Origin of the sequence: Yeosuana marina (assembly GCF_011762485.1) — a bacterium.
GTDB classification, from domain to species: Bacteria; Bacteroidota; Bacteroidia; order Flavobacteriales; family Flavobacteriaceae; genus Yeosuana; species Yeosuana marina.
This window is the reverse complement of record NZ_JAAKGI010000014.1, coordinates 37,715-51,169: the sequence shown is the minus strand read 5'-3', so window position 1 is coordinate 51,169 and position 13,455 is coordinate 37,715. Positions and strand designations below refer to the sequence as shown.

General features: G+C 30.5%; 11 protein-coding genes. 6 read left to right on the top strand and 5 right to left on the bottom strand.

The genetic code is table 11. The features are described 5' to 3' along the window. Nucleotides 1–51: 51 nt before the first annotated feature. The 4 genes from G5V56_RS11840 to G5V56_RS11825 all read right to left on the bottom strand — a co-directional run bounded on the left by G5V56_RS11840 (nucleotide 52) and on the right by G5V56_RS11825 (nucleotide 7,550). Nucleotides 52–918, bottom strand: coding sequence for an N-acetylglucosamine kinase (locus tag G5V56_RS11840; protein ID WP_166965244.1), 867 nt, complete (start codon nucleotides 916–918; stop codon nucleotides 52–54). 65 nt (nucleotides 919–983) lie between these two features. Further along, the gene (gene gap / locus G5V56_RS11835; protein ID WP_166965242.1) at nucleotides 984–1,985 is read right to left on the bottom strand and encodes a type I glyceraldehyde-3-phosphate dehydrogenase; all 1,002 of its coding nucleotides are present in this window, start codon (nucleotides 1,983–1,985) and stop codon (nucleotides 984–986) included. Between the two features lie 23 nt (nucleotides 1,986–2,008). After that, complete coding sequence (gene pfkA, locus G5V56_RS11830) at nucleotides 2,009–2,995, bottom strand: 6-phosphofructokinase (RefSeq protein WP_166965240.1); 987 nt, start codon at nucleotides 2,993–2,995, stop codon at nucleotides 2,009–2,011. A 151-nt stretch (nucleotides 2,996–3,146) separates the two neighbouring features. Beyond that, nucleotides 3,147–7,550: a translocation/assembly module TamB domain-containing protein gene (locus G5V56_RS11825; RefSeq protein ID WP_240911308.1), complete on the bottom strand. Its 4,404-nt coding sequence runs from the start codon at nucleotides 7,548–7,550 to the stop codon at nucleotides 3,147–3,149. A 156-nt stretch (nucleotides 7,551–7,706) separates the two neighbouring features. On the opposite strand from G5V56_RS11825, the gene tsaD reads away from it, so the two are divergent. From tsaD to G5V56_RS11795, 6 genes are all read left to right on the top strand, one after another. Next, complete coding sequence (tsaD, locus tag G5V56_RS11820; RefSeq protein ID WP_166965238.1) at nucleotides 7,707–8,729, top strand: tRNA (adenosine(37)-N6)-threonylcarbamoyltransferase complex transferase subunit TsaD; 1,023 nt, start codon at nucleotides 7,707–7,709, stop codon at nucleotides 8,727–8,729. Nucleotide 8,730: 1 nt separating this feature from the next. After that, nucleotides 8,731–9,435: a 16S rRNA (uracil(1498)-N(3))-methyltransferase gene (locus G5V56_RS11815; RefSeq protein WP_166965236.1), complete on the top strand. Its 705-nt coding sequence runs from the start codon at nucleotides 8,731–8,733 to the stop codon at nucleotides 9,433–9,435. A 1-nt stretch (nucleotide 9,436) separates the two neighbouring features. Then, nucleotides 9,437–10,081 (top strand): DUF4159 domain-containing protein, encoded by a 645-nt coding sequence (locus G5V56_RS11810; RefSeq protein ID WP_166965234.1) that lies wholly within the window; start codon nucleotides 9,437–9,439, stop codon nucleotides 10,079–10,081. A gap of 34 nt (nucleotides 10,082–10,115) precedes the next feature. Next, nucleotides 10,116–10,616 carry an RNA methyltransferase gene (locus G5V56_RS11805; RefSeq protein ID WP_166965232.1) on the top strand — a complete coding sequence of 167 codons (501 nt, stop codon included), beginning with the start codon at nucleotides 10,116–10,118 and terminating at the stop codon, nucleotides 10,614–10,616. Nucleotides 10,617–10,716: 100 nt separating this feature from the next. Beyond that, on the top strand, nucleotides 10,717–11,805 hold the full coding sequence (locus G5V56_RS11800) for an AI-2E family transporter (RefSeq protein WP_166965230.1): 1,089 nt from the start codon (nucleotides 10,717–10,719) through the stop codon (nucleotides 11,803–11,805). 6 nt (nucleotides 11,806–11,811) lie between these two features. Then, complete coding sequence (locus G5V56_RS11795; RefSeq protein WP_166965228.1) at nucleotides 11,812–12,990, top strand: class I SAM-dependent methyltransferase; 1,179 nt, start codon at nucleotides 11,812–11,814, stop codon at nucleotides 12,988–12,990. A 6-nt stretch (nucleotides 12,991–12,996) separates the two neighbouring features. Here the strand turns inward: G5V56_RS11795 and G5V56_RS11790 are convergent, their stop codons facing one another. Next, nucleotides 12,997–13,440 (bottom strand): hypothetical protein, encoded by a 444-nt coding sequence (locus tag G5V56_RS11790; RefSeq protein WP_166965226.1) that lies wholly within the window; start codon nucleotides 13,438–13,440, stop codon nucleotides 12,997–12,999. Nucleotides 13,441–13,455 lie beyond the last annotated feature (15 nt).

Genomic DNA, 13,455 nt, shown 5'->3' with positions numbered 1-13,455 from the left:
CACGTTTTATATCGTATAAAGGTTTTATTTGTGTTTAAAAGTTATGTTCTTTTAAGCTTTTTTATTTTTAGTGTGAAAAGAGACTAAACCTTCAATAGGTCTGCGCTCAAAATTACCAACTTTAAAGCCCATTTCTTCTGCTACTTCGGTGATCTCTTTTTGAGAAAAATAAGCAATAGATCCAGCAAAATGAACAGGAACTGTTTTTAATTCTTCCTTATACTGCATAATCATATTGGTCGCAAACAATCTAATACCTTTTTTAATAAGGTCGATGGTGTATGGAGAATCTTTATGCAAAAACATAAATTCGGCAAAACCCGCTAAATATGCATTCGGATTTGGCTGTTTGTAAATATTATATTTTATATAATCAGCCTCCATATTAAACTTGCTACCAAAAGCAATTTTAACATTTTCTGGCATATGATTAAAATAATAATCTCTAATTAATTGACGACCATAGTAATTTCCTGAGGCATCATCCATAATTGAATAACCAAGGGAAACTACACGTTGATGCAAATTTTCGCCGTCAAAATAACTACAGTTAGAACCTGTTCCTAAAATACAAACAACGGCAGCTTCTTTTTCATGATTAATTGTTGAATATACGGCAGCCATAGTATCTTCATTAACTTCAACATGTGCATCTGTAAAAATTTCTTCAAGAACTTCTTTTAGCATGAGTGTTGGCTTTTCTGTACCACAGCCTGCACCATAAAAATAGACATGAGTTACCAAATCTCTATTCTTTTTTAAATCCTTGTTCTTTAAAATAATTTTTCTCAGTTTCTTCTCAGATAAAATCGCAGGATTAAGTCCTTTTGTACGAATTTTTTCTAAAAGTTTATTTCCATTACTATCTACGGCTATCCAATCTGATTTTGTAGAGCCACTATCAACAATTAATATCATAAGTTATGAGCTAAAAAGCCACAGAGTTACTCCAATAGATGTAATTCTGTGGCTTAAAATTAATATTATAATGTACCGATATGCGTTGCTAAGTCAACTAATTTAGTTGAGTAACCAAATTCATTATCATACCAAGAAACTAATTTAAAGAAGTTATCATTTAAAGCAATACTAGCTTCAGCATCAAACACACTTGTCATAGGTTCTGAAACAAAATCTTGAGACACAACAGCTTCTTCTGTATAGCCTAAAATACCTTTTAAGTCAGTTTCAGAAGCTTTCTTTAAGGCAGCTTTAACTTCAGCCCAAGTAGCAGATTTTTCTGTTCTTACAGTTAAATCTACAACAGATACGTCAGGAGTCGGTACTCTAAATGCCATCCCTGTTAATTTTCCGTTTAATTCTGGAATTACTTTTCCAACGGCTTTTGCAGCTCCAGTTGAAGAAGGTATAATATTAGCTAAAGCACTTCTACCACCTCTCCAATCTTTTTTAGATGGACCGTCAACAGTTAATTGTGTTGCAGTTGTAGCATGAACTGTAGTCATTAAACCTTCAATAATTCCAAAGTTATCATTAATAACTTTAGCTAAAGGCGCTAAACAGTTTGTTGTACAAGATGCATTAGACACAATTGTATGACTTGCATTGATTTCTTTATGGTTAACACCCATAACAAACATAGGAGCGTCTGCTGAAGGAGCCGAAATAGCTACTTTTTTAGCACCTGCAGTAATGTGTTTTTGAGCACCTTCTAATGATGTAAAGATACCTGTACAATCTAATACAACATCAACACCAATGGCATCCCATTTTAAATCTTCTGGGTTACGTTCTGCAGTAACTCTAATTTCATTTCCGTTAACAATTAAATTTCCGTTTTTTACTTCGACTGTTCCATTGAATTTTCCATGAACAGAATCAAATTTTAATAAATAAGCTAAATGCTCTACATCTAGCAAATCATTAATTCCTACTATTTCAACATTTGGTCTTTCAGCTGCTACTCTGAAGGCAATTCTACCAATTCTACCAAATCCGTTAATTCCTAATTTTAATTTTGACATTTTGTTTATATTAAGATGTTAAGTTATGTGGCCATTATTTCAGACACACGCAATAATTCTAAATTTATTTTTGATTTTCCTTTTATGGCACTATCTAAGGGTGTTAACTCCATTTCATTGTTAATTAAACCCACCATATAATTGGTTTTTCCTGCTAGTAATGATTCAACAGCTTTTACTCCCATTCTACTGGCTAAAACACGATCAAAACAAGATGGTGCACCACCACGTTGCATATGTCCAAGTACGGATACTCTAACATCATAGCCTTCCATGTTTTCATCTACATAATCTTTTAATTCAAAGACACTTTTTCCTATTTTATCACCTTCAGCAACAATAACAATGCTTGATGTCTTTCCAGATTGTCTACTTCTTCTCAAAGATTCAACAAGTCTATCTAATCCCATATCTTCCTCAGGAATTAAAATTTCTTCTGCTCCTGCTCCAACACCTACATTTAAAGCTATGTGACCTGCATCTCTACCCATTACTTCAATAAAAAATAATCGGTTATGTGAACTTGCTGTATCTCGTATTTTATCTATGGCCTCTACAACAGTGTTTAAAGCAGTATCAAAACCTAAAGTGTGAGATGTTCCAAAGATATCATTATCAATCGTTCCTGGTATACCAATAACTGGAAAATCAAATTCTTGATTAAAAATCATTCCTCCAGTAAATGTACCATCACCTCCTATTAACACAAGCGCATCAATACCCGCCTTTGTTACTTGTTGATAAGCTAACTTTCTACCTTCTACAGTTCTAAACTCCATAGAGCGAGCTGATTTTAGTATGGTACCTCCTCTATTAATTATATCTTTTACGCTCCTCGCTGTCATAGGTTTAAAATCGCCTTGCATTAAACCCTCGTAACCTCTGTAAACCGCAACGCATTCAACATTATGGTATGCACATGTTCTAACAACAGAACGAACAGCGGCATTCATGCCTGGAGCATCTCCTCCTGATGTTAAAACACCTATTTTTTTTATTGTTTTTGGCATTTATTTTTTAATTATTTAGTAAAATTACTAAACTAAAATTAGATAATTAAGAGCAATCTAGTTTTTTTATGCAACTATCAAAACTACAACGATTTAGTTGATAAAAAACCATAATTTTTATTAAATTAACATTTAAAACCTCTAATTTTTGTTAATTATCCTTTTTTGATGGCTTTTTTACACTCACAAAATCGGGTAAGGTTTCGTCTGTTTTCTTGTCTGATTCTTGTGATGGATTTTTAACTGCCTTCTTAGTATTTTTAAATAGTTTTTGAAGTAATTCTTTAAAGGTATCAAAATCTACATTATAAGCAATTCCTACCCCTTGTGTGTACCCAATTTCTTCTCCAAAATTACGAATACTGTTTTCTCTATTAAATACTTTTGCCCGCAAAGTTCCCTCTTCATTTAGTAGGAATTCAATCTGTACATCACCAGCTATAACTGTTTGGGTTTCTCCTCCTACTGGAACACCTACCTTCCCATTTAAAAAAACATTATTTCCCAATTGAGTTTGTAAGGTTAAATCAAATCGATCATCTGTTTTATAATCAGGTCTGTTCTCTCCAACTTCATAATTTAAGCCTACGTTTAGTTTACTGTCGCCACTAGTAAAAATACCATTAATAATACCATTAAGTCGTTCTGCAATGGTACCTGAAAAATTAAGTTCACTTAAACCTCTTGAAAATGATCCAGTAGACAATAAATACAAGGCTTGATTTTGTCTATCATCTTTAGATTCTAATCTATAATTTAACTCAGATTTAATAGTTGAGTTTACATTAGGAAATTCAAATTCAAAAGTTGGTTCTGGTTGCTCTAGCTCTCCTGTTAGATTAATATTTAAATCAACAGGAATACTTCTATTTATAGGATTATCAAGTAAAGGTGATGGGTTTGCCTGTGTTTTATAAACCGCTTGCATATTAATACGTGCTTTTAAAGGATCTCCATCCCAAGCTAATGTTCCACCTGGTTGCACAATAAACTTCTTACCTATTAAACCACCGTAAGCAAAATTATAAACCCCTTCAAACACCGAAAAGTCACCATAAATATTAAACTTACCGTTGGTGTTAATTTCAACTAACATACCGCCTCGACCACGCCCTTTAAGTGCATGACCTGTGCTTTTATTGATGATAATTTCTATTTCAGCATCTTCAGTAATATCTAAATCAAAATCAAGTTCAAGCCCTTTAATATCATTAAAATTAAAATCGACGCCATTAATTCTTGCTTGTTTTTCATCTGGACTTAAAAAATGGATATACGAGTTGTCACCAAATGACTCCGTGTCGTTTAATGGTATCTTAAATACCGTACCTGCTTTAGTCTCTCCCTGAACATTAATATTTAACTGGTCTGCAGGCCCTTTTATGGTTGCTCTACCACCTACAAAGCCAGTACCATAATACAACGCATCTTCTGTTTCTGTTGTATTTAAAACTAAAAACCTTGGTGTATTTAAATCAAAATCTAAACTCCAATCTGATAAATTTACATGACTTAATGATCCACTAAGTTCTGCTTTAGATTTAAACTTGGTATCGGTTAATTGTAATTTATCGAAAATAAAACTTTGATTTTTTAGTTGCACGACTGTATTATCTGCGATATCATAATCAACATTTAAATATGGTATTCTAAATCCGCCATGGTTCAACAATAAATCCCCATTAATAGCTGGTTTTTTCAAATTACCTATCACTTTGGTCTTTCCAGAAACAGTGCCTCTGATGTTATTTAAAACATCATGAAGAAGTGGGTTTAAGGGCTGTAAATTAAAGTCTTTAAAATTGAGATCTACATCTATACCTGTGTAGCTATTGGCAACATTTATATTTCCAACGGCACTAAACGATTTTAAAACATCATCTTTAATCGAAACATCTACAAAATAGTTGGTTAAATTTTCGTTCCCTTTTATACTAGCATCAAATGATCCTAATTCAAAATCGTTAACCTTAAAATCATCTATAGTCACCGTTGAATTTGGTAAATAGCTCCCATTTTTTTGAAGAATATCTAACTTACCATTAACATTACCAGCCAGTTTTAAACTATCAATATCTGGTGTGATTTTAGCTAAATCGACATCCTTAAAATTAAGCCGTATATCTTTTTGTGTAGAATCTTTAATAAAACCCGAAAGTTTAATTTCTTCGTTATTATGGTTTATGCGAAGTTTATCGATATTAAAAGAAGACAAATCCTTACTGAAAGATATCTTATTAAAATTATCTTTATTTTCATTAATAAACCAAACATTGTCCTTTATGGTTACATCTGATTTTTTAAAACCTATTACAGATTGGTTTTCATCATTTATGGTATGATAAAAACTTAAATTATAAATGTCTTTATTTTTCTTACCTCCCTTAAATTCAGAACGCATAAACAGCGTATCATTAACTGTAACATTAATTAGGTTAAACTTTGATACATTGTAATATTTTGTTTTGATACTATCAACCTCTACATAGGTATTAAAAAGCGGATTGTTATTATCAACTTGCAACTCTATATTATGAGCAAAATTATCTAAATACTTTATTTCTGGTGATTTAAATGTTAGCCTAAAACCTTTTTCGTTACTTTCTACTTGTCCTTTTATAAAGGTGTTTTTGCCTAACTTAATTTCTGGATAAAAAACTTCAATAATCTTATTATAAATTTTAAAATTAAAGTCTATTGATTGGTCTTTTTTTACTTTATAAGGAATATAATTGGTATATATACTTCCAATAGAATTTTGGAATAACTTACTCAAATCGTTGAAAACAAACTTACCGCTTAGGCTTCCTTCCATAATATCTGGTGAATTTATTTCAATAAAGCGAGTGCCTTCATTAAAGCGGGAAGAAATTTCAAACTCTTTAAAATAATAAGTGTCTATTTGATTTTTATAAGAGGTGTTTTTAAAAGCTACTTGCCCGTGTGCATCATCAAAATTACTAGCATTCATATTCATTTTAATAGTACTCTGAAATATTGAAATGCTATCCTTAGTAACAAAATTTAAATCTTTTAAGTTGGCATAATACACATTGGCTTCAAAGTCATACTTTTTTATCTTTTCAGAAAAATCTACAAGACCGGTAAAATTCAGTTTTAAATTATTATCATTTACTATAAGATTTCCATCAAATATCTTGTTTCTTACATTTCCAGCTACTTTAATGTTCTTATAATCATAGTTATTATATACTAATTGAAACACATCGCCCTTAATTTGCGTATTTAATGTTTCGGCAACAAATCCATTTCCATTAACATCAAGGTTTAATGATACATTTCCAACCTTAGGCTCGTCGATGAGTGTTCCTAAATCAAAATCTTTAAAAATAATTTTTCCCGTATATGAAGCATTATCAATATTATTAACTCGACTCATGTTTAAGTTAGAATCAACAAAACCCAACTCTGTCTCAATATTAAGATCTGCTTTTATGGTTGAAGGTGTTACTTCTGACTGACCAACTAGAGTAAATTTTCCTAACCTGTCAAACGATGAAGGTATTGACGCTCCTAAAACATTTGGAAGAAGCGATTTTAAATCTTTAGAAGTGGATGATAAATTGCTAAATTTAGCCAGCATATAAAAATTATTATCTTCTTTACTAAATAGATTTTTAAAATTAAAATTACCGACAATCCTAGAGTTTCTGCTGGTATTTAGATAAAGATTATTAGCATTTAAATCATTTAAGGTACCAGATAAATTAACATTAAAACTTGCATATTGATTTTGACCAAATTCGTTATAGAACGTATTGAGTTCGTTAAGCAGAATTCTGGACTCTTTAAAATGAGCTGTTAAATGGACTTTATCTTCAAAAAATTTAAAATCTTCTCTATTATAGGTAAACTTTAAATCACCTTTTAAAATTGAATTCACAGTTTTAATTTGAAGATCATCAAAAGTCATATCTGTAAGTGTATAAGAGAAATTAGTCATCATGTTTTTAATGACTACTCCTCTACTGTCCTTAAGTGCCAGTGTGTTTATTCTAGCGCTTACATCGCTACCATTTATTAAAAAATTAGTAGCGTTAATATTTAAATCCTCAAAATCAAGCATGTTTACCGTTTCCTTGTTTTCATCAGATAACTTGAAAACACCGTCATAAATCGAGACATCACTTGATGATAGCAAAAAACTACTCTTTTCCTTTCTTGGATTATCATCTTCAAACTTTGCAACAAAAATATCTAGATTCGTATCTTTTGCATCCTTATATTTTTTAATATTGAACAAAAGCCCATAAATATCAATATCGCCAAAAACTAATTTTCCTTTAAGTGCATTTCTAACACTTAAAATAGACGTATTTAGTTCTGTTATGCTTATTAAAGTGTCCTTTTTATAGTCCTCGATGTAAATATTCTTAAGTTCAACATCACCATTAAATTGCAACCCTACTTTATCAATATTTATATTAGTTCCAAAATCTTTATTCAACAAATTAGTAACATAATTTCCTATGCTTGTTTGAACGGCTGGAATAGACACTATCAACACCAAAATGATGAATAATAACAGCAACACAGCTGCTATTTTTGATATTATTTTTAGAAACTTTTTGATAGTTGTTAAAGTTATGATTTTATTGAGAATGAATTACATTTGCATATACGAACAATTGAAATTCACAGATTTCTAATTGTTTTCAAAATTAACAATAATTATGCCTAATTCTAATTAATGAATAGACAAAATATTTATATACTAGGAATTGAATCATCATGCGATGATACGGCTGCTTCTATTATATGTAATGGCAAAATTTTAAGCAATGTTATTGCTAGTCAAAAAATCCATGAAGAGTATGGTGGTGTTGTGCCCGAACTGGCTTCAAGAGCACACCAACAAAACATTGTTCCTGTGGTAGCTCAAGCCTTAGCAAAAGCAAATATTACTAAAGAGCAACTGCACGCTATTGCATTCACCAGAGGTCCAGGTTTAATGGGATCACTTTTGGTTGGAACTTCCTTTGCTAAATCATTAGCTTATGGATTAAATATTCCTTTGATTGATGTTAACCATATGCAAGCTCATATTTTAGCACATTTTATTGATGAAAAAGGATTTAATAAACCACCATTCCCATTTCTAGCCATGACTATTTCTGGAGGCCACACGCAAATTGTAAAAGTGAAGCATTATTTTGATATGGAAGTTATTGGTGAAACTATTGATGATGCTGTTGGTGAAGCCTTTGATAAAAGTGGAAAAATATTAGGGTTAGGATATCCAGCAGGACCGGTTATTGATAAACTTGCTAAATTAGGAAACCCAAAAGCTTTTCAATTTACAAAACCTAAAGTTGACGGTTTAAACTTTAGTTTTTCAGGTTTAAAAACTGCCATTCTTTATTTTATTCAGAAAGAAACAAAAGCAAATCCTAAATTTATAGAAGAAAACTTAAATGATATTTGCGCCTCTATACAATATACCATCATTAGAATTTTAATTGATAAATTGAAACTGGCAACCAAACAAACAGGTATCAAACATATTGCCATTGGTGGTGGTGTTTCAGCCAATTCTGGAATACGACAAGCTTTAAAAGATGGTGAACAAAAATATGGATGGACAACGTATGTTCCTAAATTTGAGTTTACCACAGATAACGCTGCTATGATAGCGATTGTTGGCTATTTAAAATATTTAGAAGGTGATTTTTCAGAACAAAATATTACAGCTTCAGCAAGATTAAAAATTTAATATGCAATTATTTTATAATCCAGACATAACCGAAAATACAACTCAATTTACTTTTGATAAGGATGAAAGCAGACATATAGTCAAAGTATTGCGAAAAACCTCTGGAGACACTTTACATATTACCAATGGAAATGGCTGGTTATTTGCTGCTGAAATTACAATACCAGATATAAAAAACTGTGTCGTTAATATTGTTTCAAAAACATTTAAAGAAAAGCAATCATATAAACTACATTTGGCCGTAGCTCCAACAAAAATGAATGACCGCTACGAATGGTTTTTAGAAAAAGCGACCGAAATTGGAATTGATACTATCACTCCTATTATTTGCGATCATAGTGAACGAAAGGTTATTAAATTAGACCGTTTTGAAAAGATTTTGCAATCTGCCATGAAACAATCACTAAATTGTTATCTTCCTAAATTAAATGAAGCTATTTCTTTTAAAGACTTTCTAAATCAAGAGTTTAAAGGTCAATTATTTATAGCACATTGTGAAGAAACTGATAAAAAATCACTTAAAAATGAGATTGAAAACAACAAAGATATTACTATTTTAATTGGTCCTGAGGGTGATTTTAGTGTTAAAGAAATTGAAATGGCTATAGCTAATAGTTTTATTCCTGTAACTTTGGGTGACACGAGATTACGAACTGAAACAGCTGCTATAGTAGCTTGTCATAGTGTCGCATTTATAAACGAATAATATGCAAAGAGTATTCATCCTTTTAATTTTTAGCTTTTCATTTTTAACAGTATTTGCTCAAGAAATTGCGCTTTTAAAATACAAAGGTGGTGGTGATTGGTATGCCAATCCAACCTCTTTACCAAACTTAGTTACCTTTTGTAATGCTAATATTAATACGCACATAAAACCAAACCCTGAAACGGTTGAAGTTGGTAGTCCTGATATTTTTCAGTACGCTTTTCTTCATATGACAGGGCATGGAAATGTATTTTTTAACGAAGATGAAGCAGAAAATTTACGTAATTATTTAATGTCTGGAGGATTTTTACATATTGATGATAACTATGGTATGGAGCCTTACCTTGGTAAGGAATTAAAAAAAGTGTTTCCAGACCAAGAATTAATAGAACTTCCTGCAAAACATCCTATATTTAGTAGTGCTTATAAATTCCCTGATGGATTACCAAAAATTCATGAACATAATGGCAAACGACCCCAGGCCTTTGGGCTTTTTTATAAAGATCGTCTTGTTTTATTATTTACGTATGAATGCGATTTAGGTGATGGTTGGGAAGATGAAGCTGTTCATAACGACCCCTCTGAAGTGAGGGAAAAAGCGTTAAAAATGGGTGCTAATATTATTAAATATGTTTTTGAACATTAAATTGAATAGATTTTAAATAAAATCCAAACAACTATTGCAACTCAATCACTACAATACAAATTTTAAGAAAAGAACATTTCCTGTTATTTTAGTATCAGAAAATGTTACCAACGCGGCTAATATTGGCAGTCTATTTAGAATTTCAGATGCTTTCGGAGTTGAAAAATTAATCCTTTGTGGCGAACTTATTCCGTTAGGAAGAAAAATGGCTAAAACCTCGAGGGCCACTGAAAAAATAGTTGATTATGAAATAAATCATTCTGCATTAGAAACGGTTGAATCTTTAAAAAGTAAAGGATTTCAAATTATTTCTTTAGAAATTACTAGTCAGAGTAAACCTATCCACTCATTTATTTTTTCAAAAGAAAAACCCATCGCTTTAATTATTGGCGATGAAAATTTTGGTGTTTCTGAAGACATTCTAAAGCTATCAGATGAAACTTTACATATTGATATGTTTGGTCAAAATAGTAGCATGAATGTGGTTCAAGCTACTAATATTGCTTTATTTGAAATAACTAAACAACTTTTGTAACCTCGTTGTAAAAGCAGAGTATTCCTTATATTCTTAATTTCAATTTATTAGATAGCTTTAATAGGTTAATAAAAACGCTAAATAATATTATATTTACTAAATGAATTCAAAGATTATTGCAAATGGTATTTTAAGAGCTATTGGTATCGTTTTAGGAATAGCTCTATTATTCTATTTTTTATATAAAATAGAGTCGGTCATTGTTTATATAGCAATTGCTGTTGTAATTTCTTTAATAGGCAGACCTATTGTTTTGTTTTTACGGCATCGATTAAAATTTAAAAACACCATAGCTGTTATTGTCACCATGCTTCTTCTTATTGGTTTATTTGTAGGTTTAGTGCTTTTGTTTATTCCATTAATTGTAGAGCAAGGTCATAATTTATCGCTTCTGGATATAAAAAAATTACAGCTTAATATTGAAAGCTTATATCAAGAAGTTATCTCATATTTTCAACTTAAAAATATTGATATTGAACAATCATTCGAAAATTCTAGCTGGTTATCAAAAATAGATTACTCAATAATTCCTGATTTTTTAAACTCTGTAATTAGTGGTCTAGGAAGTTTTAGCGTTGGATTATTTTCTGTTTTGTTTATCTCGTTTTTCTTTTTAAAAGACAGCAAGCTATTTGAAAATGGTATTTTAATTTTCGTTCCAAAATCCAAAGAGTCTGGCTTAACAAATTCTTTTAATAAAATTAAAGATTTATTGTCGAGATATTTTGTTGGTCTTATTTTTCAAATACTTATTTTATTTATTATCTACACCGTTGGTTTACTTATTGTCGGGGTTGAAAACGCCGTAGTCATTGCTTTTTTATGTGCATTGCTAAATTTAGTTCCTTATGTTGGACCAATTGTTGGAGGTGTTTTAATGCTTACACTAACAATGACGAGCAATCTCGGAGAAGGATTCTCAACTGTTATTTTTTCTAAAATTATTTGGGTTTCAGTTGTGTTTATCTTTGGACAACTTGTTGATAATTTTGGTAGTCAGCCCATTATTTTTTCTAAAAGTGTGAAGTCTCATCCTTTAGAAATCTTTTTAGTTATTTTAATTGCTGGGATGCTTTTTGGTGTTATAGGGTTAATTGTTGCTATCCCCGCTTACACAGCAATTAAAGTTGTCTTAAAAGAATTTTTGTCTGAAAATGAAATTGTTAAAAAACTAACTAAGGGTTTATAATACAGTTTGAATACTTCCATTTTAAATATTAAAATTCAAGATTTTATAACAGAGAATACAAAATCAGAAATCACATCTATTCTATTAAAAGGAACGCAATTTACAAGCGTTGAAACTAAAGAAATTATTGAACAGATTGAAGCTAAAAAGAAGTGCGAACATAAATTACCAACTTGGTTTAAAATTAAAAAAATTTACTATCCTAATAAATTAAATATTGAACAGACATCTTCTGAAGTAACTGCTAAATACAAATCAAAACTTATAGAGGGCAATACCATTATTGATCTCACTGGTGGTTTTGGTGTAGATTGCTATTATTTTTCAAGGCAATTTAAACACGTTGTGCATTGCGAATTAGATACATCTCTTTCTGAAATTGTTGATTATAATTATAAACAACTTCATATTAATAACATTAAAACCCACAACATAAATGGCCTTGACTTTATAAGTCAAAGTAAACAAAATTTTGACTGGGTTTATGTAGATCCTTCAAGGCGCCATGATAGTAAGGGAAAAGTGTTCTTTTTAAATGATTGCTTACCAAATATTCCAAAACATTTGGACACTATTTTTAAGCATACAAACAATATCATGATTAAAACGTCTCCTTTGCTTGATGTGTCTATTGGGATAAGTGAACTTAAATTTGTAAAAAGTATTCATGTTGTTGCTGTTAATAATGAAGTTAAGGAATTACTTTGGATTTTGGAGCAAGGTTACACGAATGAGATAACTGTAAAAACTGTAAACATAAAAAAAGAAGATGCCCTACATTTTGATTTTTTATTAGAAGAAGAAAAAAAACAAGAATCTCCATATTCGCAACCGCTTTCATATTTGTACGAACCCAATTCGGCGGTATTAAAAGCCGGTGCTTTTAATTCTATTGCAAAACAATTTGACGTTTACAAACTTCATAAACACTCTCATTTATATACAAATTCGTATCCAATTGAATTTCCAGGAAGACAATTTAAAATAGAACAGGTTGTACCATACCACATAAAATCCATAAAAAAATTAGGGATAGAAAAAGCGAATATTACAACTAGAAATTTTCTTGAAACCGTCCAACAAATCAGAAAAAAACTAAAATTAAAAGATGGTGGTGATATCTATTTGTTTTTTACTACGGATAATGAATCTAACAGAATAGTTATTATTACTTCTAAAATTTAAAAAATATTAAGATAATAAGCGTTTTTGTTTTTCGCTTTTCATGATACCTTTTACTGTTTTAAAAAGTTGTGCTTTAAGTCTTCTGTATTCCTTAAAATATCGTTTTACAGCAATTAATAATTCCCTATGCCTATCTTTATAAGCTTCTTCTTCTTTTAACTGGTCTTTGCCATCTACCATTATTTTAAGATTTCTTTCATGAGATGTTACTGTAGCTATTAGCTCGGTATTTTTAATACGAAGTGATTTTAAGAGGTCTACAATTTCTTTACTCCTTGAGAAATTTTTTGAATCAATTAATTGTAGCGTAAATAATTTTATTAAGTCTTCAAAAAAGTGTTCCTCGTCCTTAATAAAACGTAGTTCAGAAAGCCATTTGCTTGACTCTTCATGCATTAATTCTGCATTGAGCCACTCAATATATTTTGGTGATGATTTTATAACTTTCATAACTTAATTTTAAAA

What these genes read in the sequence shown, in the direction of transcription:
- tsaD (WP_166965238.1), top strand. Translation starts at nt 7,707, where the DNA reads ATGAATAGACAAAATATTTATATACTAGGAATTGAATCATCATGCGAT.
- G5V56_RS11810 (WP_166965234.1), top strand. Translation starts at nt 9,437, where the DNA reads ATGCAAAGAGTATTCATCCTTTTAATTTTTAGCTTTTCATTTTTAACA.
- G5V56_RS11840 (WP_166965244.1), bottom strand. Translation starts at nt 918, where the DNA reads ATGATATTAATTGTTGATAGTGGCTCTACAAAATCAGATTGGATAGCC.
- pfkA (WP_166965240.1), bottom strand. Translation starts at nt 2,995, where the DNA reads ATGCCAAAAACAATAAAAAAAATAGGTGTTTTAACATCAGGAGGAGAT.
- G5V56_RS11790 (WP_166965226.1), bottom strand. Translation starts at nt 13,440, where the DNA reads ATGAAAGTTATAAAATCATCACCAAAATATATTGAGTGGCTCAATGCA.
- G5V56_RS11800 (WP_166965230.1), top strand. Translation starts at nt 10,717, where the DNA reads ATGAATTCAAAGATTATTGCAAATGGTATTTTAAGAGCTATTGGTATC.
- G5V56_RS11815 (WP_166965236.1), top strand. Translation starts at nt 8,731, where the DNA reads ATGCAATTATTTTATAATCCAGACATAACCGAAAATACAACTCAATTT.
- gap (WP_166965242.1), bottom strand. Translation starts at nt 1,985, where the DNA reads ATGTCAAAATTAAAATTAGGAATTAACGGATTTGGTAGAATTGGTAGA.